Below are 21,337 nucleotides of genomic sequence, written 5' to 3'. Positions count from 1 at the left end.
TATTAACGCCACTCACATAAAAGATTTGCTATGACTACAGAAAACAATCTTTCTGAAAACGAAGAAAACAAAAATCCTCAAGAAGTATCTCAAGAAGACACGTCTGGAAATACCCAGCCTCAGGATGAGCACCATGATGACGATACAGAACATCATGAAGAAGAACATGCTGATACGGATATTAGCCTGGCCGATGCCCTGAAAGAAATGGAAAAGATCATCAATACAGATAATGCCGGAGAAAACTTCAAAAGATTCAACCTGTTAAAAGATAAAGCAAGTCATCACATCCATGATGAAGTGGAAGACAAAAAGCATGAATATGTAGAGGCCGGAAATGCTCCTGAAAATTTCAGCTATGAGCATCCTTCACAAGCCAGATTCTCTGCTTTAGTCAATATTTTCAAGGAAAAGCACGATTCTTACCAGAAATCGCAGGAAGAAGAGCAAAAGAAAAACCTTGATTACCGTCAGAGTATTATCGAAAGACTTAAAAACCTTTATACCAACTCTGAAGCAGGAACCAATCTTTTCAAATCCATCCGTGAGATCAAAGAAGACTGGTCAAAAGCCGGACAGGTTGCCAAATCGGAATTCAAAATCCTTAACAACAATTATTTCCACCACCTGAACCAGTTTTATCAGATGCTGGATCTGAACAAAGAGTTCCTGGAGCAGGAATTCAGCCATAATCTGGAGAAAAGACAACATATCATTGCCCGTGCTAAGGAGCTTGAAAATGAGCCTGTTATTCAGAAAGCCCTGAATGAGCTTCAATATCTTCATAAATTATGGAAAGAGGAGGCAGAGCCCGTAGCAGAAGAATTCCGTGAAAAAACCTGGGAAGAGTTCAAAGAGATCTCCAACAAGATTCACGAAAGAAAATCTGAGCTTTCTGCTGCCATTGAAACAGAACAGAATGCTAACCTGGAAAAGAAAAACCAGATTATTGCAGAGATTAAAAAACTTTCTGAACCTTCAGAAACCCCTAACCACAACTACTGGCAGAATGCCATTAAAAGAGTGGAAGATCTGCGTTCTGAATTCCTAAAAACAGGAAGCGTTCCGAGAAAATTATCCAATCAGAACTGGAACGACTTCAAAACCATATTAAGAGGATTTAATACAACAAAGAACAATTATTACAAATCTCTGAAAGGATCTCAGCAGGCCAACCTGGAAGAAAAACTAAAACTGATCCAGACTGCTAAAGATAATATGAACAATGAAGAATGGGACATTGCCGTTCCGCTATTCAAAAAACTTCAGGAAGACTGGAAGAAGGTCGGCCATGTTCCTAAAAGCATGACCAATAAAATCTGGGATGAATTCCGTGATGCCTGCAACACGTTCTTCAACAATTACAGAGAAAAAAACAACGCTTCCAACGATAACTGGAAAGAAAACTACAAGCATAAAAAAGAGCTGCTTGACGAGTTGAAAACAGTTTCTAACGAAGACGGCAGCATTGAAAGAATTGAAGCCATTAAAACAGCATGGAACAATATCGGAAAAGTGCCGAGAGACAAAATTGCCATCAATTCTGAATTCAACAAAACGTTGAGAGAAAAGCTGAAGCTTAACAAGATTAATGAGCTTGAACTGAAAGAAGAAGGCTTAACTGAAACTCAGCTTACTGATAAGGCAAGAAAAATGAAGAGCCAGATCTCCGACCTTGAAGCAGAAATCGTGAAACTGGAAAACAATTTAGCATTCTTCAACAAGCCGTCCAGAGAAAACCCTCTTCTGAAAGATACGTACAATACAATTGATGAGAAAAAAGCCCATCTGGAAACACTAAAACAGAACCTTCACAACATCATCGCTGGAGAGTAACACATTAAAAAACATAAACAGGCGGAGCAAAGAAATTTGTCTTCGCTTTTTTCTTTTTCACCTATGAACAACGACGAATTCTATATTAAAAGATGTATTGATCTGGCTCAGAAAGCTTTGGGAAGCACCTATCCTAACCCGCTTGTCGGCAGCGTGATCGTTCACAACGGCACAATCATCGGAGAAGGATATCACCATAAGGCAGGAGAAAACCATGCCGAGATCAATGCCATCAATTCCGTTAAAGATAAAAGCCTTATTCCCGAATCTACCATTTATGTATCGCTGGAGCCTTGTGCACATTACGGTAAAACACCACCGTGTGCCTTAAAAATTAAAGAACTGGGCTTTAAAAAAGTGGTGATCGGCGCCATGGACTCCCACGATAGAGTAAACGGAAAAGGAAAAAAGATCATTCAGGATGCCGGCATCGAAGCCATTTCAGGAGTTCTGGAAAAAGAATGCATTCAGTTAAATAAAAGATTCTTTACGTACCATGAAAAGCACAGACCCTATATCATTTTAAAATGGGCACAGTCCGGAGACGGATTTCTGGATAAAGACTTTAAACCAACTGCTGTTTCCAATGCACTGGCCAGCCAGTTTGTTCATCAGTTAAGAGCCGACGAACACGCCATCTTAGTAGGGACACAAACCGCTTTAACAGATAATCCCAGCCTTACCGTAAGACATACGGAAGGAATCAATCCTGTGAGAATTCTGATCGATTTCAGCCTGAAAGTTCCCCAAGATTTCAGGATTTACAATAACGAAGCAAAAACCCTTGTTTTTAATACCGAAAAAGAAGAAACAGAAGGAAATATCCGGTTCATCAGAATTGGAAAGGAAAATTTCCTGCCTGACCTGATGGCTGCACTACACAGAGAACACATACAGTCTGTTATTATTGAAGGAGGACGATTTACTCTGCAGCAATTTATTGATGCCGGCCTCTGGGATGAAACCATTATTATTGAAAATGAAAATCTGAAATCAGAACACGGAACAAAAGCTCCTGATTTCAATCAGATTTCCGATAAAACCGAAATTTTCAGAGACAACACGATTTCATTCTATACAAATAAAAGCGAAAGTCTTTAGATATTTCATAACCAATTGAAATATTTTACCTATATTTAATACACATTAAAACGGAATCCGAAAAGTTTTAGAGTAGGAAAAATCAAATTCAATAATCATGAAAAATCTGAAAAAAATTTCGAGAAGTAACCTGAGATCCATCACAGGAGGAGTTTTTGTAACCTGTATTTTACCTAACGGTCAGCCCACAAGATGCAGGGATTACTGCCCGACAGATTTCTGCGGACCCACAAGCTATATGTGCTTAATCCCAATGGATCTCTGTGATTAGAAAACACCACCATTAAAACCCATAACCACCATGAAAAATTTAAGAAAACTATCAAAAGGAGAACTCAAGACAATCCAGGGAGGCATACAGACCTGCGAACCATGGATGCCAATATGCCCCTGCAAACCAGGCTTTCACAGATGTGAGCCCAAGGGACAGTGTATACCGGCAACAACAATGTGTTAATACATACAAGAGCGGCAACGCTCTTTTTTTTGTAGTATATTAACTGTAAATTTGCAGTTCAAAAGCTACTCTGAAGCATGTTCGAATACAAAACGATACAAAACCCCATTGAAAATACTTTATTAAAAGAAAAAGGAAGCAAGTTCATCGGATTTGCTTACCCGGTCAATAATGAAGAAGAATTAAAAAATGCTTTGGAAAAACTCAGAACAGAGCATCCCAAAGCCACCCATCACTGCTATGCTTTCAGAATGGGACTTCAGGGTGAAAATTACCGGGCCAATGACGATGGTGAACCTTCAGGAAGTGCCGGTCTCCCGATTTACAATCAGCTGCTGGCTCACGAAATCACCAATATACTGGTGGTGGTTATCCGATATTACGGCGGAACAAAGCTTGGTGTTTCAGGATTGGTGAAAGCCTATAAAGAATCAGCGAAGATGACTCTTGAAGAAGCCAATATCATTACTAAAGAACTGGAAACCGAAGTTGAAATTCAGTTTAACTTTAACCAGCAGAATATCATCTTCACCCTGCTCTCAAAATTCGATGCCAAAGTACTGAATTTTGACGCCAATGAAAACTGTATCCTTACTGCATCTTTAAAGCTGGCTCAAAAAGAAAGCATCTCAGAAAAATTATCCGAGATGCAGTATGTTTCATTTGAATTTAAAGATTAATCCCTTCGGCTTCCGAAAAGCATAGACGCCCAGTACAAAAGTTGGGCAAGTGAGCCGATAGCTGCTACCAGATACGTTCTGGCCGCCCACTTAAGGCTGTCCTGCACCCCTACGAATTCTTCCTGAGTTACAGTTCCCGTATCTTTAAGCCATTTCATAGCACGGTTACTCGCATCATATTCCACAGGAAGCGTTACAAAAGCGAAAAGAGTGGTCATTGCAAACATAGCTACCCCAATCGCTAAAACGGTTGTGTTCCCGTTAGGATTTTCAATTGATCTTGTTGCTGCCATCACGGCAATCCCGGCAATAAGAACAAACTGCATCAGGTTAGAACTGATACTTACGATAGGAACCAGTTTTGAACGAAGATTCAGCATGGAATATCCTACCGCATGCTGTACCGCATGGCCACATTCATGAGCTGCCACCGCCGCCGCTGCCGCATTTCTCTGCATATATACCCCTTCTGAAAGGTTGACTGTTTTATCGCCAGGATTATAATGATCCGTAAGCTGGCCCGGAACAGAAATCACCTGTACATCATTGATTCCGTTATCCCTAAGCATTTTCTCTGCCACTTCTTTTCCCGAAAGGCCGTTTCTGAGGTGTACATTGGAGTAATATTCAAATTTCGATTTCAATCTGGATGAAACCCACCAGCTCACCAGCATTGAAATACCGATAATGATATAATAGCCCGTCATTTTATATAGATTTTGTGTTTAAAATTTAAGCATATTGATGTAAAAACTGTGCCAAAGTATAAGATTTTATTATTTATATTTGTCCATTAATTACCCCTCAGAAACACTATGTCTGCAGTATCAATCCTTGAAGTAAAAACAGCCGGCCAGCTTAAACAATTCGTAAAATTCCCTATGGATCTGTATAAGGACAATCCTTATTATGTACCCCCCTTCGCCAATGAGGAAATCAACATCTGGAATCCAAAGGAAAATCCTGCACTTCAATATTCTGAAGCCAGACAGTACCTGGCTTTCAAAAATAATAAAGTAGTTGGAAGAATTGCGGTAATGATCAATCATAAAGAAGAAAAAGAGCTGGGCATCAAAAAAGTACGTTTCGGATGGATTGATTTTATTGATGATGAAGAGGTTTCCAGAGCCCTGATTCAGAAAGCAGTAGACTATGCTAAAGAGAAAAACATGGATAAAATAGAAGGTCCGATGGGATTCACGAACCTTGACAAGGCAGGAATGCTGACACTGGGTTTTGACAAACTGGCAACCATGATCGGAATTTACAACCATGCCTATTATCCCGAACATCTTGAGAAATTGGGACTGGTAAAAGAAAAAGAATGGGTAGAATTTGAACTGATGTTTCCGGAAACGCTGCCGGAAAAAATTTATAAATTCAATGAGCTGATCTCTCAGAAATACCGTCTCAAAGTTTTAAAATTCAAAACAAAAGAAGAGATCCTTCAATATGTAGATGCTATGTTTGATCTTCTGGACGAAACGTACAAACATCTTTCTACCTACACCCCCATTTCGGACGAGCAGCGTAAAACGTATAAAGAAAAATATTTCAAATTTATTGATAAAGACTTTATCGTATGTATTGCTGATGAACACAACAATCTTGTTTCATTTGCTATTACAATGCCCTCCTATTCCAAAGCTCTTCAGAAGTCGGGAGGGAAAATTCTGCCGTTCGGCTGGTGGCACCTTCTTCAGGCGGGAAAGAAAAACGACAGGGCCAATTTTTATCTGATCGGTATTCACCCGGATTATCAGAGAAGAGGGGTTACTTCAATCATATTCAAAGAGATTTTTGATACTTTTAAGAAGAAAGGGGTAAAATTCCTTGAAACCAACCCCGAACTGGAAGAAAACAAAAGCATTCAGCTCCTTTGGCAGGATTATAACCCGGTGAATCACAAAAGAAGAAGAACATATGCAAAGGATATTAGTAATCAGTAATCTGCAATGAATAACAAGCAGTGAGTGATCAGTAATAACTCAACTATTTTTTTCAGCTATTAAACCTTATCTTTACCCCATGAAACCACAGTTAATTATTTTTGCCGTTCTGATTGCCGCTTTTCTTATTTATAACTTCTTTTTTCAGCTGGAGGATGACAGAACCAATACTATAGTTAACATAATGTTCGCCAGTATTCTTTTCGGATATATATCGTTCATGGCCTACTCTCTCCTCAAAAAAATGAAGAAATAAACCTTATTTTTATTGATTCTAAATTATCACTTTTACCTATTTTACACCGACTTTTAAGCTGATAAATTTCATGCTTTCTTGTTTATTCGCTAAATTTGCAAATTGAGATAATAATGCAAAAATGAATTTACCTGAAAGTTATATTCCAATCCTGATTCAAGCGGGTGTTGCCATAGGATTTGTAGCCGTTTCTCTGCTTGGAGCGCATTTTCTGGGACCAAAGCAGAAAAAAGGAAATTCTGTGAAAAATCAAAGCTGGGAATGCGGGGTACCTGTAGAAGGAAACGCAAGAACACCATTTTCTATCAAGTACTTCCTGACTGCGGTATTGTTCGTCCTATTCGACATCGAAATCGTATTCTTTTACCCCTATGCCGTTAACTTCAGAGAATTCGGTATGGAAGGATTCCTGGCTGTATTGACATTCGTTGCGATCTTCTTCGTTGCGTTTTTCTATGTCTGGAAAAGAGGTGCACTCGATTGGGACAAGTAGGATCATTATAAACTAAAAATTATAAATTTTAGATGAATTTTAATCTAAAGTTTAAAATCTAAAATCTAAGAGATGTCAGATAAAAAACCAGTAATAAGAACAGATGCACCTGCTCCCGAAGGATATGAAGGAGAAGGTTTTTTCGCAACGAAACTGAGCAGTGTAATCGGAATGGCAAGAAAATTCTCTCTTTGGCCGCTTCCTTTTGCCACCTCTTGTTGCGGTATCGAGTTTATGGCTACCCTGAACCCAACATATGATGCTTCAAGATTTGGTATGGAAAGAAACTCTTTCTCACCAAGACAAGCAGACATGCTGATGGTTTGCGGAACTATATCAAAGAAGTTAGGACCAGTCCTAAAAGAAGTTTACACTCAGATGGCAGAGCCGAAATGGGTGGTAGCAGTTGGAGCATGTGCTTCCAGCGGCGGTATTTTTGACACTTATTCTGTACTTCAGGGAATCGACAAAATTATCCCGGTAGATGTTTACGTTCCCGGATGCCCTCCAAGACCTGAACAGATCATTGAAGGCGTAATGCAGGTACAGGCTCTTGCAGAAAGCGAAAGCATCAGAAGAAGAGATATGCCGGAATATCAGAAATTATTGGACTCTTACAACATAAGCAACTAAACGGGAATGACAAACGAATTTGTATTAGAAGCCATCACAAGAGAATTTCCGGAATCTGTTATTTCAAGTTCAGAACCTTATGGAATGCTGACTATTGAAGTAAAGAAAGAAGATATAAAAAAAATTGTTCATTACCTGAGAGACTCATCATTAGAAATCAAATTCCTTACTGATATCTGCGGAATTCATTATCCGGAGTATCCTGAAAAAGAGATTGGTGTGGTGTATCACCTTCAGAATATGATGACAAATTTCAGGCTTCGTCTGAAAATCTTCATGTCCAGAGAAAACATTGAAGTAGATTCATTGGTAGAGCTGTATGCCGGAGCCAACTGGATGGAAAGAGAAACCTACGATTTCTACGGAATTAAATTTAAAGGACATCCGGACCTGAGACCTATCCTGAATATGGAAGATCTGGGATACCATCCGATGCTGAAGGAATATCGCCTTGAAGACGGAACCAGAACGGATAAGAACGACAGTATGTTCGGAAGATAAAAATAATGCAATAAGCAGTAAGCAATAAGCAGTAAGCTTAAAGCCTAAAGCCTATAGCCTAAAGCATTTAAATTATGAAAGATAACTCATTATCTAATATACTCAACCAGTACGAAAGTAAGGAACAGATTGACGGACAACTTTATACCCTCAATTTAGGACCTACCCACCCTGCTACCCACGGGATCTTTCAGAATGTCCTTACCATGGACGGTGAAAGAATCCTTCACGCAGAACAAACCGTAGGATATATCCACAGAGCCTTTGAAAAAATTTCTGAAAGAAGAAACTATTCTCAGATCACTACCCTTACAGACCGTATGAATTACTGCTCCGCCCCTATCAACAACTTAGGATGGCATATGACAGTAGAAAAACTGATCGGTGTTAAAGTTCCTAAACGCGTAGACTATATGCGTGTGATTCTGATGGAGCTTGCAAGAATCGGAGACCATCTGATCTGTAACGGGGTAACCGGAATGGACTCGGGAGCTATCACAGGGCTTACCTATATGTTCATCGAAAGAGAGCGCATCTACGATATGTACGAACAGATCTGCGGTGCCAGAATGACCACCAATATGGGAAGAATCGGAGGATTTGAAAGAGATTTCACTCCGAAATTCCATGAGTTATTACAAGACTTCTTAAAAACCTTCCCGCCAAGATTTAAAGAATTCTGTACTTTACTGGAAAGAAACAGAATTTTTATGGACAGAACCATCGGTGCCGGAGCCATTTCTGCAGAGAGAGCATTAAGCTACGGATTTACAGGACCTAACCTACGTGCAACAGGTGTAGATTACGATGTAAGAGTTGCACAGCCTTATTCTTCCTACGAAGATTTCGACTTCATTATTCCTGTAGGAACTTCAGGAGATACTTACGACCGTTTCATGGTTCGTCAGCAGGAAATCTGGGAATCCATTAAAATTATCAAACAAGCATACGAAAACCTTCCGGAAGGCCCGTTCCACGCGGATGTTCCCGACTTCTACCTTCCTGAAAAGGCAGATGTATATCAGAAAATGGAGGCACTGATCTACCACTTCAAAATTGTAATGGGAGAAACAGACGTTCCAAAAGGAGAAATTTACCATGCCGTAGAAGGCGGAAACGGAGAATTAGGATTCTATTTAGTCAGCGACGGGGGAAGAAGCCCTTACCGACTTCACTTCAGAAGACCATGTTTTATCTACTACCAGGCATATCCTGAAATGATTACAGGTTCTGTAATTTCAGACGCCATTGTAACCATGTGTAGTATGAATATTATTGCGGGAGAATTAGACGCATAAAAAATAAGATGTCAGGCATCTGATTTCAGATTGTCAGACTCTTGACTTTACATATAAATTTAAAATCTGATGTCTGAAATCTGACATCTGAAATCTTAGATAAAAAATGAGCGAAACAATAGCTTTTAAACCGGAAAGTTTAGCACAGGTACACAAAATTATCGCAAGATATCCTGAAGGAAGACAAAAATCTGCTCTTCTTCCCGTTCTGCATTTGGCACAGAAAGAATTCGGAGGATGGCTGGACGTACCTGTAATGGATTATGTGGCCGGATTACTAAGTATCAAGCCGATTGAAGTATATGAGGTGGCTACTTTTTATACAATGTTCAATATGAAACCGGTAGGAAAATATGTATTGGAAGTATGCCGTACAGGACCCTGCATGGTATGTGGAAGCGAAAAGATCCTGAACCACATCAGAACTAAACTGAACATTAAGGACGGAGAAACTACCGAAGACGGTATGTTTACCCTGAAACCGGCAGAATGTCTTGGAGCATGCGGATATGCACCCATGATGCAGCTTGGAAAATTCTTTCATGAAAATTTAACGATAGAAAAAGTAGACGAAATCCTTGATCTTTGCAGACAGGGACAGATTGCTTTGGACTAATAGAAATTTTAAATTCTACATTTTAGATTTTAAATTATTCACTTAACGTTTAATAATAATTAATGCAAGAAGCCAAAAGCCAATTGCAAGAAGCCAATAACAATGAGTAAAAAACTTTTACTTAAAGACGCCCATATAGAAGGCATCCGCTACTTTGAAACGTACCGTAAGCAGGGAGGTTACACTGCAGCTGAAAAGGCCCTGAAAATGACCCCTGACGAAATTCTTGAAGAAGTTAAAGCTTCAGGACTGAGAGGACGTGGCGGAGCCGGATTCCCAACAGGAATGAAGTGGAGCTTTCTGGCAAAACCAGAAGGTGTTCCAAGACACCTGGTAGTAAATGCAGATGAATCTGAGCCTGGAACATTCAAGGACAGATACCTGATGGAATTTCTTCCTCACCTTTTGATTGAAGGAATGCTTATTTCATCATACTGTTTAGGTTCAAACGTTTCCTATATCTACATCCGTGGAGAATATTCATGGATTCCGGATATTCTGGAAGAAGCCATTGAAGAAGCCAAAGCAGCAGGATTCTTAGGAAAAAATATTTTAGGAACAGGATTCGATCTTGAAATCTATGTTCAGAGAGGAGGAGGAGCCTATATCTGCGGTGAAGAAACGGCATTGCTTGAATCTCTTGAAGGAAAAAGAGGAAATCCAAGGCTAAAACCACCTTTCCCGGCTGTAAAAGGGCTTTGGGAAAGACCAACAGTAGTAAACAACGTAGAATCTATCGCGGCAGTGGTACCAATCATTGATATTACAGGTGCTGAATACGCTAAAATTGGAGTAGGAAGGTCTACAGGTACAAAATTAATTTCTGCCTGTGGAAACATCAACAAACCGGGAGTGTATGAAATTGACATGACCATTACCGTAGAAGAATTTATCTACTCTGATGAATATTGTGGAGGAATTAAAGACGGTAAAAGATTAAAAGCCTGTATTCCGGGAGGAAGTTCCGTTCCGATTGTTCCGGCCAACTTACTGTTGAGAACCGTAAACGGAGAACCAAGATACATGAATTATGAATCCCTTGCAGATGGTGGTTTTGCTACCGGAACCATGATGGGTTCAGGAGGTTTCATCGTTCTGGATGAAGACCAGTGTATCGTGGAACATACCATGACTTTAGCAAGATTTTATAACCACGAAAGCTGCGGCCAGTGTACACCTTGCCGTGAAGGTACAGGGTGGATGTATAAAATCCTGAAAAAAATAGAAAACGGACAGGGAAAAATGGAAGATATCGATCTTCTTTGGGATATCCAGAGAAAAATTGAAGGAAACACGATCTGTCCATTGGGTGATGCCGCAGCGTGGCCTGTTGCAGCAGCGATCCGCCACTTCAGAGATGAATTTGAATGGCACGTGAAAAACCCTGAGTTATCCCAGACTCAAAACTATGGATTGGCAAATTATGCTGATCCGATCCCGGCTGTTGAAAAAAATGCGTAGCTAAGGAATGAAGAAGTTATTTGTTGTCGGCGTAATGATGTCGGGCTTTGCTTTGGGGCAAATTAAAAAAGATACATTAGACAAAGAATATAAACTGGAGGTAACTCCATATAAAGCTGAAAAGAAAGAAAAGCCTCTGCCCTTGAGCAAAAAAGGACAGGTTTTCCTTTTCTACGGTTGGAACAGAGGAGCTTTTAGTAATTCTGATATCCATTTTTCAGGAAACGGTTATGATTTTCAGCTGAATAATGTACAGGCGAGAGATAAACCTACCAAGTTCGGAATTGTTTACATCGATCCAAGCTGGTTTACCGTAACGCAGTATAATTTCAGAATCGGATATTTTATAAAAGATAATCTGGCTCTTGTTTTAGGAATAGACCACATGAAATATGTGATGAAGCAGAACCAGACGGTTGATTTTTCAGGAACTATTTCAGATCCTAAATATGCAGGGATGGTACAGAACGGACAAGTGGACTTATCAGACACCCAGTTTCTTACTTTTGAGCATACGGACGGACTTAATTATGAAAATTTAGGTTTAGAAAAATATAAAAACCTGATTCATAAGAAAAATATAGATCTGGTATGGTCTTATGGTGCCGGGCTCGGAGTAATGTTCCCGAAAAGTAATATAAAACTTTTTGGTAATGAAAGAAGCGACCGTTTTCACGTTGCAGGTATGGGAGCCGACCTTAGATCCAGTCTTAACCTGGTTTTCTGGAAAAACTGGATGATCAGAGCCGAAGCTAAAGCAGGATATATTAATATGTGGGATATTAAAACTACATTAAATAATAAACCTGATAAAGCCAGACAGGACTTTGTTTTCGGACAGGTTCTTGCGGGGGTAGGATATACATTTAACACGAAAAAGTATAATTAAAATAGAGCTTAACGCCCTAAAAGCATAAGCGAAAAGCATAGAATATGAGCGAAGAGGTTAAAAAATTCAAAATAACGATAGACGGACAGACCACCGAAGTACTGCCTGGAACTTCTATTCTGGAAGCGGCAAGACAGATCGGCGGAAAATCTGTACCTCCTGCAATGTGCTACTACAGCAAATTGGAAACCAGTGGAGGAAGATGCAGAACCTGCCTTGTAGAAGTTTCTAAAGGATCTGAAGCAGATCCACGCCCGATGCCTAAATTGGTTGCCAGCTGCAGAACCAACGTAATGGACGGAATGGAGGTGAAAAATCTTACCTCCGAAAAGGCTCAGGAAGGAAGAAAAGCAGTAACAGAGTTCCTATTGGTAAACCACCCGCTGGACTGCCCTATCTGCGACCAGGCCGGAGAATGCCATCTTCAGGATCTAGGATACGAACATGGTGTAGAAAACACAAGAACCGAGTTCGAAAGAAATACTTACGAAGCTGACGATCTTGGTCCGAACATCAAATTGAATATGAACCGCTGTATTCTTTGTGCAAGATGTGTATTAGCTGCCAACCAATTGACAGGTCAAAGAGAACACGGAATTCTTTTCAGAGGAGATCACGCTGAAATTTCAACATACTTAAATAAAGCTCTGGATAATGACTTCATCGGAAACGTTATCGATGTATGTCCTGTTGGAGCTTTAACAGACAGAACAGCGCGTTTTGCCAGCAGAGTATGGTTTACAAAACCAATGAATGCTTCATGTAAATGTGATAAGTGTTCAGGAAAAGCTGTCGTTTGGATGAAAGGTGATGAAATCGTAAGGGTAACAGCAAGAAAAGACCAGTGGGGTGAAGTTGAAGAATTCATCTGTGATACCTGCCGTTTCGAAAGAAAAGCTTTATCAGACTGGAACATTGAAGGTCCAAGACATATCGACAGACATTCTGTTATTTCATTGAACCATTACGAAAAGCCTAAAGATGAGCTGAGAGTTCTGGATAACCCAATGGCGAAAGAAATCAGCGAAAAAGACGAAAAATAATTAATAAGACATCAGATTTCAGATACCAGACTTCAGACAATGACATCTAGCATCTGACATCTTAATATCTAAATAAAAATGGATTTACTAACATTTAAACTTATACTTGTACTAGCGCTTTTCCTGCTGTCTCTTACGATAGCGGCCTACTCTACATGGGCGGAAAGAAAAGTAGCCTCTATTATGCAGGATAGAATTGGTCCGAACAGAGCAGGACCATTCGGATTGCTTCAGCCTCTTGCTGACGGTGGAAAATTCTTCTTTAAGGAAGACTTTACGCCTGCCAATGCTGAAAAATTTCTTTTCGTATTGGGACCGGCTTTGGTAATGTTTATTTCATTAATCACTGGGGCGGTTATTCCTTGGGGTAAAAGTTTAAATATTGCAGGCACTTCTTTTGATCTTCAGGTTGCCAATATTGACGTAGGAGTTCTTTTCATCATCGGAATGGCTTCTATCGGGGTATACGGAATCATGATCGGAGGCTGGGCTTCAAATAACAAATATTCATTACTGGGTGCTATCCGTGCTTCTTCACAGATGATTTCTTACGAATTGGCAATGGGATTAGCACTTCTTTCTATCATTATGATGACAGGAAGTTTAGATTTAAAAGAAATTACAGAAAGCCAGACTGGCGGAAAATTATGGGGAATTATCCCATGGGGTTCCGGAATGAACTGGAATATTTTCTATCAGCCGATTGCCTTCCTTGTTTTCTTCGTAGCTGCTTTGGCAGAAACCAACAGACACCCTTTTGATTTACCGGAATGTGAATCTGAGCTTGTAACGGGATATTCTACAGAGTACTCTTCCATGAAGCTGGGTCTTTATATGTTCGGTGAATATGTGAACATGTTTATTTCCAATGCATTTATGGTTGTTCTTTTCTTCGGAGGCTACAATTACCCAGGTATTGAATGGGTAACTCAGAACTGGGGAGAAAACGTAGCAGGAATCTTAAGTATTGTTGCTTTCTTAACGAAAACAGTAATCGGAATCCTTATTTTTATGTGGATCAGATGGACGCTTCCTAGATTCAGATATGATCAGTTAATGCACTTAGGATGGAAAACATTAATCCCAATGGCATTAGTGAACCTACTAATTACAGGAGCTGTAATTTTAGCGTTCCAGTAAATTTGCGATTTGATGGTTGAAATTTGAGATTCAGCGGAATGACTTTAAATTAGTAATTTTAAGAGTAATAATTTCAAATATCAAATATGGCAACGATAAATAATTTTGAAGATTTAGAAATATGGCAGCAGTCAAGAAGTCTTTGCTAATTGATTCAGAAAGAATATTTGTTGAATCCCAAATTTCTAAACCACGATAAAAACCAGATTGACAGATCATCTGCATCAATTATGGATAATATAACCGAAGGGTTTGAAAGAGAAGGTAATAAAGAATTCATAAACTTTCTTACCATGTCTAAAGGTTCTGCAGGAGAAATTCGTTCTCGATTAATCAGAGCTTTTGACCGAAATTATTTAGATGAAGAAGTTTTTAATTTTTTTTAAAAAGCCAAACAATATCTTTGTCTAAGAAACTGTCAGGATTTATAAATTATTTAAAAATGACAGGGCATAACGGAAATAAATTTAAACGAAATAATAATTAATAATTAAGGGTTTGAGAAATAAAATTTTACTAATAAATTTCAAATCTCAAACTTCAAATTTCAAATTATATAATGAAATTAACTAACAGATCAAAAGTTGTTTCCAATAAAGAAATGACCCTTGCTGAAAAAATCTACCTTCCTGCGATCTTCACAGGAATGGGGATTACATTTAAGCATGCTGTAAGAACCGTGATAAAAGGTGCTCCCGCAGTATATTCGTATCCGGAAGTAAAGAAACCAAGAGCTTCCATCTGGAGAGGCCAGCACGTTCTGAAAAGAGACGAAGAAGGCAGGGAAAGATGTACAGCCTGTGGACTTTGTGCCGTAGCCTGTCCTGCAGAAGCCATCACTATGACTGCTGCAGAAAGAACAAAAGAGGAAAAAGACCTTTACAGAGAGGAGAAATATGCTTCAGTATATGAAATCAATATGCTGAGATGTATTTTCTGCGGTATGTGTGAAGAAGCCTGTCCGAAGTCTGCCATCTATCTTACCGACAGACTGGTGGATGTGGAAACCAACAGAGGTTCTTTCATTTACGGAAAAGATAAATTAGTGGAAAAAATAAATGAAAGGATTGACATCACGACAAGACAATCCGAGAAACAAAAAAATGCGGTAAAATAATGGATCAGTTTTTATTTTTCTTGGTGGCATTTTTAGCAGTGGCAAGTGCGGTGTATTTCGTGTTTGCAAGAAATCCTCTCTATGCTATCCTGTCATTAATTGTTACGATGTTTTCCATTGCTGGTATGTACATTCTTCTGAATGCCCAGTTTCTGGCAATCATTCAGATTATAGTGTACGCCGGTGCCATCATGGTATTATTCCTTTATATCCTGATGATGCTTAACCTTAATAAGCAAGACGAAAGTAAGAAGAACAATACTTTAAAATTTGTTGGAGTTTTTACAGCAGGTCTTCTTTTAATTGGAGTTTTAGGAGTATTCAGAGGAGTAAGCGACAACCACATTGTACTGGAAAATGTAGATAAAGGGGTGGGTCTCACGAAAAATCTGGGCAGACTTTTGTTTAATGAATATGTTTTACCGTTTGAACTTGCTTCTATCCTGATTTTGGCAGGTATTGTAGGTGCGGTATTAATCGGTAAAAAAGATTTATAAAATTATGGGAGAAGTAAATACATTCATACAAAGCATCCCTCTGAATTATTTCATCATTCTTTGTTCAGTATTATTCTGTCTGGGAGTGCTTGGAGTATTGCTGAGAAAAAATGCTATTGTTATTTTGGGCTGTGTAGAGCTTATGCTGAATTCTGTAAACCTTTTATTAGCTGCTTTTTCAGCATATAAGGGAAACGGAGACGGACAGCTTTTAGTTTTCTTCATTATGGTAGTGGCTGCCGCAGAAGTTGCGGTAGGTCTTGCAATTATTGCTATGCTGTATAGAAATACCCGTTCTGTAGATGTAAGTATATTTAATAAATTAAGAGGATAAGGAATGGAAAATTTAGTGTATGCAATAGTACTTTTACCACTTTTAGGGTTTCTTATTAACGGTTTATTCGGAAAACATCTTCCAAAAATGGTGGTTGGATCTTTGGCTACAGCCGTGGTTTTCGGATCATTCTGTATTGCTGTAAGTCTTTTCATGAATTTCAGTTCCGAAAGCCAGCCGGTAATTGTAAGAGCTTTTGAATGGTTCAGAGTAAACGGAGTTCAGATTAATTTCGGGTTCCAGATTGATCAGCTTTCTTTAATGATGGTGATGATCATCACAGGTATCGGTTCCCTGATCCACTTATATTCTATCGGATATATGAGCCACGACAAAGGTTTCTATAAGTTCTTTACTTATCTGAATCTTTTCATCTTCTCTATGCTACTTTTGGTAATGGGAAGCAATTATCTTATTCTTTTCATCGGATGGGAAGGTGTAGGTCTTTGTTCTTATCTGCTGATCGGATTCTGGTATACCAATGAGGAATATGGTAAAGCAGCAAGAAAAGCTTTCATTATGAACAGAATTGGTGACCTTGCATTACTGATCGGTATCTTCATGATCGCTTCTCAGACGAATGCTGTAGATTACCTTACCGTAGCTCAGAATTCTTCAAAATTTGAATTGGACGGAACTGTAATCATCTTTATTACGGCGAGTTTATTCATCGGTGCAACCGGTAAATCAGCTCAGGTTCCTTTATATACATGGTTACCGGATGCAATGGCCGGGCCTACTCCGGTATCAGCTTTGATCCACGCGGCAACGATGGTTACAGCAGGTATCTATTTAGTAGTGAGATCTAACTTCTTATTTACTTTGGCGCCTACAGTACAGGGAGGAATTTTATTCATCGGATTCTTAACGGCTGCTTTGGCAGGGTTCTACGCGTTACGTCAGAATGACATCAAAAAAGTATTGGCCTACTCTACCGTTTCACAGCTTGGATTCATGTTCATCGCTTTAGGTCTTGGAGCTTATACAACTGCAATGTTCCACGTAATGACACACGCATTCTTTAAGGCTTTATTGTTCTTAGGAGCAGGTTCTGTAATCCACGCCATGAGCAACGAACAGGATATGCGTTTCATGGGAGGTCTTAAAAAATACATTCCTCTTACCCACGCTACTTTCCTTATCGGAACATTAGCTATCTCAGGTTTCCCTTTATTATCAGGGATGATCTCTAAAGACGAAATTTTAGTAGCTGCTTTTGCTAAAAATCCAATCTACTGGGTAATCTTATTTGTTTTAGCAGCTATGACGGCAACTTATATGTTCAGACTGTACTATCTGACTTTCCACGGAGAATTCAGAGGTACTGAAGAGCAGAAACACCATTTACACGAAAGCCCGTCTAATATGACATTACCATTGATCGTATTGGCCATCCTTTCTGTACTTGGAGGTTTTATCAACCTTCCTCACTTCATCGGACACGGACATTATGCCAAGCTGATGGAATGGCTTAAACCGGTTCTTACCGAACAAAGCTTCAAGCAGATGGAAGCTACTCTTTCAGGAGTACCTTTCAACACAGAAATGATCTTATTAGCAGCAACAGTACTAATGTTCTTCTCCGTATGGTTCATCGTAAGAAACACCTATGTGAAAAAGAAAAAAATGGCTCTTGCAGAAGAAAGCTACACCGGATGGGAAAAGCTTTCTGCTAAAAAACTATATGTAGACGAACTTTACAATGCATTGATTGTAAAAACTGTTGAAGGATTAGGACGCGGAGGAAAGATGTTTGATAAAGGAATCTTAGACCGTTTTGTAGACTTCGTGGGCGAAGGCGCAGAAGACAGCGGAAAAGCAATGAAGCGTATCCAGAACGGAAATGTAGAGACTTATATCCTTATCATGTCTTTAGCTGTGGGAATTATACTGATTGTTAACTTTATATTACAATAATGTCTGGTTTATTATTAACATTATTACTATTACCTCTTGTAGGTTCGGGATTAGTTTTTGCCTGGAAGAATAATTCCAGCAAATATTTGGCGCTGGGAATTGCATTGATCCAGATGCTTGTAACATTCTACATTATTTCGGATTTTGATTTTAATCCAACCGTAGACAGTGTACTTCAGCATGAAATCAATTACCCTTGGTCTCAGTTCATAAAAAGTACCCTTCATTTCGGAATTGACGGAATGAGTATGTTGCTTTTATTATTAACGAACATTTTAGCACCAATTATTATTTTATCATCTTTCAATGAAAATGTAAACTACAGAAATACATTCTACGGTCTGATTCTGTTAATGCAGTTCGGCCTTGTAGGGGTATTCACTTCTTTAGACGGATTATTATTCTACATTTTCTGGGAAGTAACCTTAATTCCGATCTGGTTCATTGCCGGACTTTGGGGGCAGGAAAATAAAAGATTTGAGTTCACTACAAAATTCTTCGTTTATACTTTCGTTGGTTCATTATTCATGCTGGCAGGATTGATCTATGTTTACAACCACTCTGCATCATTCGAGCTTACAGACCTGTATAATGCGCAGCTTAACGAAACTCAGCAGACTGTGGTATTCTGGTTCATTTTCTTTGCATTTGCAGTGAAATTACCGGTATTCCCATTCCACACCTGGCAGCCTGATACCTATACCTACTCTCCTACACAGGGATCAATGTTGTTATCCGGGATCATGCTTAAGATGGCGGTGTATGGAGTAATGCGTTATTTACTTCCTATCACCCCGGTTCCGATTGCAGGGATTTCAGGACAGATCGTGATTATTCTTGCTATTGTAGGAATCGTTCACGGAGCACTCATTGCAATTATCCAGACCGATATGAAGAGAATTATTGCGTATTCTTCTTTCTCCCACGTTGGATTAATGGTAGCGGGAATTTTTGCTTCAGCAGTAATTACTTTAAGAGGGTCCTTCAATATTGAAGGTGCTGAAGGTGCCTTGGTACAGACATTTGCCCATGGTATCAACGTTGTGGGATTATTCTACTGCTGTGATATTTTGTACAAGAGATTTAAATCAAGAGATATCAGACAGATGGGAGGGCTGGCGAAAGTAGCTCCGAAATTTGCCGTATTGTTCCTGATCATTATATTGGGCTCAATGGGAGTTCCGTTGACCAATGGATTTATCGGAGAATTTATCCTGTTAAAATCAGTATATGATTTCAACGGACTGGCAGCAGTGATTGCTGGTCTTACGGTGATCCTTTGTGCAGTATACCTGTTGAGATTCTACGGAAAAGCAATGTTCGGTGAAGGTGATGAAGCAGTCCTAAGCACAGCAAAAGACCTTTCCGGTGTAGAATTCTCTGTATTGGCAAGTTTAGCAGTTTTCGTGATCCTATTGGGTATTTATCCACAACCGGTGATCGATATGGTAGGCAGTTCGGTGAAGTTTATCTACACAGCGATGGCTAACTAAAAAAATTAAAAGATTTAAAAATTAAAAAATAAGAGATAAGGAAAGACTAAAGATAAAAGACGCAGAGATAAGAGACGGAGATCATCCGGAAAAACCTCAAACTTTGAATCTTTTACTTTCAATTTAAATCTCGTCTCAAATCTATATTATGAGTGTTTTAATTATTGTTTTCCTAACGGCAGTTATTGCGTTATTTTCGGGAGTTTTTGAACAGGGAAAATTCGCAAGATACATTGGGATTTTGGGATTGATCATTGCATTGTACGTAAGCTTCATGCCTGAATGTGCTTTCTTCGAAAAGTACAGACATATGTATGAATACACGGCTAATACAGCGTTGTTCACTAAAATATCCATTGTAACCACCTTATTGTTATTCTTCCTTGGAGGTTTTGCATTCAGCAACCACAGAAGCCACCAGTCGGAATTATACGCCCTGATGCTGTTTGCATTATGTGGTGGAATCGTTCTTTTCGGATACCAGAATCTGGTAACGATGTTCCTGGGTATTGAAATCCTTTCTATTCCGTTATACGTAATGGCCGGAGCCAACAAAACTGATTTAAGATCAAACGAAGCTTCTATTAAATATTTCTTAATGGGTGCATTTGCCACAGGATTTTTACTGTTTGGGATTGCATTCATCTACGGAAGTGCCGGAAGTTTCGATTTATATAAAATCCATGAATTCGGATTGGCCAATACTACCAATGTTATGTTCATTTTAGGGGTATTGCTTATCCTTTGCGCACTGGCATTTAAAGTAGCACTGGCGCCTTTCCATATGTGGAGCCCTGATGTATATGCAGGTTCCCCTTCCCTGATTACCGCTTTTATGGCAAGTGTTGTAAAAATCTCCGGATTCTTTGCCCTGTTCAGATTAATGACGATCGGTTTTGCTGGTGTTACTCAGGACTGGATCAATGTATTGGGAGTATTCTTAATCATCACTTTGCTTTTGGCCAACGTTATGGGGCTTGCACAGACTAACGCCAAAAGAATGCTTGCTTACTCTTCTGTTTCTCATGCGGGATACATCGGGCTGGTATTCTTCGGAATGACAAGCCTTTCCACTTATAACCTGGCATTTTATTTATTTGCCTATTCACTATCTACAGTGGGAGTTTTCATGTGCCTGATCTGGGTAGAAAAACTGAAAAGAGAGACTTCATTCGGAGCTTTCAAAGGTCTTGCTAAAACTGAGCCTTTACTGGCAACAACTGCAGCGATCTCTATGCTTTCAATGGCCGGAGTACCTTTAACTGCAGGTTTCATGGGTAAATTTGCATTATTCTCCCAGGCGATGAATTCACAACACGGGGTTTTCTTAGTGTTGGTAGCCGTTTTAGGGTCTGCCCTTTCCATTGCTTACTATTTAAGAATGATCATTGCAATGTTCTTCTTTAAAGAATCAACATTCAAATCTTCAGAAAAAGTAACACTTACTTATAATATTGTAGCGGTATTCGTTATTGTATCCATTATTCTTCTGGGAATTTTCCCGGACCTGTTTGCAAAGCAGTTCGGATTATAATTGGGTATTAAACATATGAAAATAAAAACCTTTCAGGCAGCTGAAAGGTTTTTTTATTGGAAATTTCAGGTTTGGAAAAGTTATCTTATCCG

24 protein-coding genes are annotated in these 21,337 nt (G+C 39.2%); 23 read left to right on the top strand and 1 reads right to left on the bottom strand.

Translation table 11 applies throughout. The features are described from left to right. Positions 1-30: 30 nt before the first annotated feature. The 5 genes from AOB46_RS18575 to AOB46_RS18565 all read left to right on the top strand — a co-directional run bounded on the left by AOB46_RS18575 (position 31) and on the right by AOB46_RS18565 (position 4,074). Positions 31-1,836: a DUF349 domain-containing protein gene (locus AOB46_RS18575; protein ID WP_062702175.1), complete on the top strand. Its 1,806-nt coding sequence runs from the start codon at positions 31-33 to the stop codon at positions 1,834-1,836. Between the two features lie 63 nt (positions 1,837-1,899). Then, the gene (ribD, locus tag AOB46_RS18570) at positions 1,900-2,937 is read left to right on the top strand and encodes a bifunctional diaminohydroxyphosphoribosylaminopyrimidine deaminase/5-amino-6-(5-phosphoribosylamino)uracil reductase RibD (RefSeq protein WP_062702173.1); all 1,038 of its coding nucleotides are present in this window, start codon (positions 1,900-1,902) and stop codon (positions 2,935-2,937) included. A gap of 97 nt (positions 2,938-3,034) precedes the next feature. After that, the gene (locus AOB46_RS23470; RefSeq protein ID WP_157845084.1) at positions 3,035-3,208 is read left to right on the top strand and encodes a bacteriocin-like protein; all 174 of its coding nucleotides are present in this window, start codon (positions 3,035-3,037) and stop codon (positions 3,206-3,208) included. Positions 3,209-3,238: 30 nt separating this feature from the next. After that, positions 3,239-3,394 (top strand): bacteriocin-like protein, encoded by a 156-nt coding sequence (locus AOB46_RS24115; RefSeq protein WP_410470276.1) that lies wholly within the window; start codon positions 3,239-3,241, stop codon positions 3,392-3,394. 77 nt (positions 3,395-3,471) lie between these two features. Then, positions 3,472-4,074, top strand: coding sequence for an IMPACT family protein (locus AOB46_RS18565; RefSeq protein ID WP_062702171.1), 603 nt, complete (start codon positions 3,472-3,474; stop codon positions 4,072-4,074). Here AOB46_RS18565 and AOB46_RS18560 read toward each other — a convergent pair. Further along, on the bottom strand, positions 4,071-4,781 hold the full coding sequence (locus tag AOB46_RS18560) for a zinc metallopeptidase (RefSeq protein ID WP_062702169.1): 711 nt from the start codon (positions 4,779-4,781) through the stop codon (positions 4,071-4,073). The two genes, AOB46_RS18565 and AOB46_RS18560, sit on opposite strands and share 4 nt — an antisense overlap. A 108-nt stretch (positions 4,782-4,889) precedes the next feature. Here AOB46_RS18560 and AOB46_RS18555 point away from each other — a divergent pair, with 108 nt between their 5' ends. From AOB46_RS18555 to AOB46_RS18475, 18 genes are all read left to right on the top strand, one after another. Next, positions 4,890-6,023 carry a GNAT family N-acetyltransferase gene (locus AOB46_RS18555; protein ID WP_062702167.1) on the top strand — a complete coding sequence of 378 codons (1,134 nt, stop codon included), beginning with the start codon at positions 4,890-4,892 and terminating at the stop codon, positions 6,021-6,023. A gap of 79 nt (positions 6,024-6,102) precedes the next feature. Then, entirely contained in the window at positions 6,103-6,279 is a 177-nt protein-coding gene (locus AOB46_RS23660) for a hypothetical protein (protein WP_185113887.1), read from the top strand. Between the two features lie 121 nt (positions 6,280-6,400). Beyond that, positions 6,401-6,772 carry an NADH-quinone oxidoreductase subunit A gene (locus AOB46_RS18550; RefSeq protein WP_062702165.1) on the top strand — a complete coding sequence of 124 codons (372 nt, stop codon included), beginning with the start codon at positions 6,401-6,403 and terminating at the stop codon, positions 6,770-6,772. Positions 6,773-6,844: 72 nt separating this feature from the next. Then, positions 6,845-7,405 (top strand): NADH-quinone oxidoreductase subunit B, encoded by a 561-nt coding sequence (locus AOB46_RS18545; RefSeq protein WP_002983540.1) that lies wholly within the window; start codon positions 6,845-6,847, stop codon positions 7,403-7,405. A 6-nt stretch (positions 7,406-7,411) separates the two neighbouring features. Then, the gene (locus AOB46_RS18540; RefSeq protein ID WP_062702163.1) at positions 7,412-7,906 is read left to right on the top strand and encodes an NADH-quinone oxidoreductase subunit C; all 495 of its coding nucleotides are present in this window, start codon (positions 7,412-7,414) and stop codon (positions 7,904-7,906) included. A 74-nt stretch (positions 7,907-7,980) separates the two neighbouring features. Beyond that, on the top strand, positions 7,981-9,204 hold the full coding sequence (gene nuoD, locus AOB46_RS18535) for an NADH dehydrogenase (quinone) subunit D (RefSeq protein WP_062702161.1): 1,224 nt from the start codon (positions 7,981-7,983) through the stop codon (positions 9,202-9,204). A 106-nt stretch (positions 9,205-9,310) separates the two neighbouring features. Beyond that, positions 9,311-9,820, top strand: coding sequence for a complex I 24 kDa subunit family protein (gene nuoE, locus AOB46_RS18530; RefSeq protein WP_062702158.1), 510 nt, complete (start codon positions 9,311-9,313; stop codon positions 9,818-9,820). 102 nt (positions 9,821-9,922) lie between these two features. After that, complete coding sequence (nuoF, locus tag AOB46_RS18525) at positions 9,923-11,281, top strand: NADH-quinone oxidoreductase subunit NuoF (RefSeq protein WP_062702157.1); 1,359 nt, start codon at positions 9,923-9,925, stop codon at positions 11,279-11,281. A 7-nt stretch (positions 11,282-11,288) separates the two neighbouring features. Beyond that, positions 11,289-12,170: a hypothetical protein gene (locus AOB46_RS18520; RefSeq protein WP_082377245.1), complete on the top strand. Its 882-nt coding sequence runs from the start codon at positions 11,289-11,291 to the stop codon at positions 12,168-12,170. A gap of 44 nt (positions 12,171-12,214) precedes the next feature. After that, positions 12,215-13,213: a 2Fe-2S iron-sulfur cluster-binding protein gene (locus tag AOB46_RS18515; RefSeq protein WP_062702155.1), complete on the top strand. Its 999-nt coding sequence runs from the start codon at positions 12,215-12,217 to the stop codon at positions 13,211-13,213. Positions 13,214-13,291: 78 nt separating this feature from the next. Then, positions 13,292-14,353 carry an NADH-quinone oxidoreductase subunit NuoH gene (nuoH, locus tag AOB46_RS18510; RefSeq protein WP_062702152.1) on the top strand — a complete coding sequence of 354 codons (1,062 nt, stop codon included), beginning with the start codon at positions 13,292-13,294 and terminating at the stop codon, positions 14,351-14,353. Between the two features lie 230 nt (positions 14,354-14,583). Next, on the top strand, positions 14,584-14,739 hold the full coding sequence (locus AOB46_RS24110; RefSeq protein WP_410470275.1) for a four helix bundle protein: 156 nt from the start codon (positions 14,584-14,586) through the stop codon (positions 14,737-14,739). A 173-nt stretch (positions 14,740-14,912) separates the two neighbouring features. Then, the gene (locus AOB46_RS18500) at positions 14,913-15,470 is read left to right on the top strand and encodes a NuoI/complex I 23 kDa subunit family protein (RefSeq protein WP_062702150.1); all 558 of its coding nucleotides are present in this window, start codon (positions 14,913-14,915) and stop codon (positions 15,468-15,470) included. After that, positions 15,470-15,967 carry an NADH-quinone oxidoreductase subunit J gene (locus AOB46_RS18495; protein ID WP_062702149.1) on the top strand — a complete coding sequence of 166 codons (498 nt, stop codon included), beginning with the start codon at positions 15,470-15,472 and terminating at the stop codon, positions 15,965-15,967. Before AOB46_RS18500 ends, AOB46_RS18495 begins: the two co-directional genes overlap by 1 nt. 4 nt (positions 15,968-15,971) lie before the next feature. Then, on the top strand, positions 15,972-16,301 hold the full coding sequence (gene nuoK, locus AOB46_RS18490) for an NADH-quinone oxidoreductase subunit NuoK (RefSeq protein WP_062702146.1): 330 nt from the start codon (positions 15,972-15,974) through the stop codon (positions 16,299-16,301). A 3-nt stretch (positions 16,302-16,304) separates the two neighbouring features. Beyond that, positions 16,305-18,218 (top strand): NADH-quinone oxidoreductase subunit L, encoded by a 1,914-nt coding sequence (gene nuoL / locus AOB46_RS18485; RefSeq protein WP_062702145.1) that lies wholly within the window; start codon positions 16,305-16,307, stop codon positions 18,216-18,218. Next, on the top strand, positions 18,218-19,711 hold the full coding sequence (locus AOB46_RS18480; RefSeq protein ID WP_062702144.1) for a NuoM family protein: 1,494 nt from the start codon (positions 18,218-18,220) through the stop codon (positions 19,709-19,711). The genes nuoL and AOB46_RS18480 overlap by 1 nt, the downstream gene beginning before the upstream one ends. Before the next feature lie 148 nt (positions 19,712-19,859). Further along, a complete protein-coding gene (locus tag AOB46_RS18475; protein WP_062702143.1) occupies positions 19,860-21,245 on the top strand; it encodes an NADH-quinone oxidoreductase subunit N in 1,386 nt (461 codons plus the stop codon). Positions 21,246-21,337 lie beyond the last annotated feature (92 nt).

Source organism: Chryseobacterium indologenes, assembly GCF_001295265.1.
Classification (GTDB): Bacteria; Bacteroidota; Bacteroidia; order Flavobacteriales; family Weeksellaceae; genus Chryseobacterium; species Chryseobacterium indologenes_A.
Note: the sequence above shows the minus strand (reverse complement) of the source record. Positions and strands in the feature narration are given on the sequence as shown.

What these genes read in the sequence shown, in the direction of transcription:
- AOB46_RS23660 (WP_185113887.1), top strand. Translation starts at nt 6,103, where the DNA reads ATGAAACCACAGTTAATTATTTTTGCCGTTCTGATTGCCGCTTTTCTT.
- AOB46_RS18540 (WP_062702163.1), top strand. Translation starts at nt 7,412, where the DNA reads ATGACAAACGAATTTGTATTAGAAGCCATCACAAGAGAATTTCCGGAA.
- nuoF (WP_062702157.1), top strand. Translation starts at nt 9,923, where the DNA reads ATGAGTAAAAAACTTTTACTTAAAGACGCCCATATAGAAGGCATCCGC.
- AOB46_RS18500 (WP_062702150.1), top strand. Translation starts at nt 14,913, where the DNA reads ATGAAATTAACTAACAGATCAAAAGTTGTTTCCAATAAAGAAATGACC.
- AOB46_RS18475 (WP_062702143.1), top strand. Translation starts at nt 19,860, where the DNA reads ATGAGTGTTTTAATTATTGTTTTCCTAACGGCAGTTATTGCGTTATTT.
- nuoL (WP_062702145.1), top strand. Translation starts at nt 16,305, where the DNA reads ATGGAAAATTTAGTGTATGCAATAGTACTTTTACCACTTTTAGGGTTT.
- AOB46_RS23470 (WP_157845084.1), top strand. Translation starts at nt 3,035, where the DNA reads ATGAAAAATCTGAAAAAAATTTCGAGAAGTAACCTGAGATCCATCACA.
- AOB46_RS18515 (WP_062702155.1), top strand. Translation starts at nt 12,215, where the DNA reads ATGAGCGAAGAGGTTAAAAAATTCAAAATAACGATAGACGGACAGACC.
- AOB46_RS24115 (WP_410470276.1), top strand. Translation starts at nt 3,239, where the DNA reads ATGAAAAATTTAAGAAAACTATCAAAAGGAGAACTCAAGACAATCCAG.
- AOB46_RS18575 (WP_062702175.1), top strand. Translation starts at nt 31, where the DNA reads ATGACTACAGAAAACAATCTTTCTGAAAACGAAGAAAACAAAAATCCT.
- AOB46_RS18480 (WP_062702144.1), top strand. Translation starts at nt 18,218, where the DNA reads ATGTCTGGTTTATTATTAACATTATTACTATTACCTCTTGTAGGTTCG.
- nuoD (WP_062702161.1), top strand. Translation starts at nt 7,981, where the DNA reads ATGAAAGATAACTCATTATCTAATATACTCAACCAGTACGAAAGTAAG.
- AOB46_RS24110 (WP_410470275.1), top strand. Translation starts at nt 14,584, where the DNA reads ATGGATAATATAACCGAAGGGTTTGAAAGAGAAGGTAATAAAGAATTC.
- ribD (WP_062702173.1), top strand. Translation starts at nt 1,900, where the DNA reads ATGAACAACGACGAATTCTATATTAAAAGATGTATTGATCTGGCTCAG.
- nuoK (WP_062702146.1), top strand. Translation starts at nt 15,972, where the DNA reads ATGGGAGAAGTAAATACATTCATACAAAGCATCCCTCTGAATTATTTC.
- AOB46_RS18520 (WP_082377245.1), top strand. Translation starts at nt 11,289, where the DNA reads ATGAAGAAGTTATTTGTTGTCGGCGTAATGATGTCGGGCTTTGCTTTG.
- AOB46_RS18560 (WP_062702169.1), bottom strand. Translation starts at nt 4,781, where the DNA reads ATGACGGGCTATTATATCATTATCGGTATTTCAATGCTGGTGAGCTGG.
- AOB46_RS18545 (WP_002983540.1), top strand. Translation starts at nt 6,845, where the DNA reads ATGTCAGATAAAAAACCAGTAATAAGAACAGATGCACCTGCTCCCGAA.
- AOB46_RS18550 (WP_062702165.1), top strand. Translation starts at nt 6,401, where the DNA reads ATGAATTTACCTGAAAGTTATATTCCAATCCTGATTCAAGCGGGTGTT.
- nuoH (WP_062702152.1), top strand. Translation starts at nt 13,292, where the DNA reads ATGGATTTACTAACATTTAAACTTATACTTGTACTAGCGCTTTTCCTG.
- AOB46_RS18565 (WP_062702171.1), top strand. Translation starts at nt 3,472, where the DNA reads ATGTTCGAATACAAAACGATACAAAACCCCATTGAAAATACTTTATTA.
- nuoE (WP_062702158.1), top strand. Translation starts at nt 9,311, where the DNA reads ATGAGCGAAACAATAGCTTTTAAACCGGAAAGTTTAGCACAGGTACAC.
- AOB46_RS18495 (WP_062702149.1), top strand. Translation starts at nt 15,470, where the DNA reads ATGGATCAGTTTTTATTTTTCTTGGTGGCATTTTTAGCAGTGGCAAGT.
- AOB46_RS18555 (WP_062702167.1), top strand. Translation starts at nt 4,890, where the DNA reads ATGTCTGCAGTATCAATCCTTGAAGTAAAAACAGCCGGCCAGCTTAAA.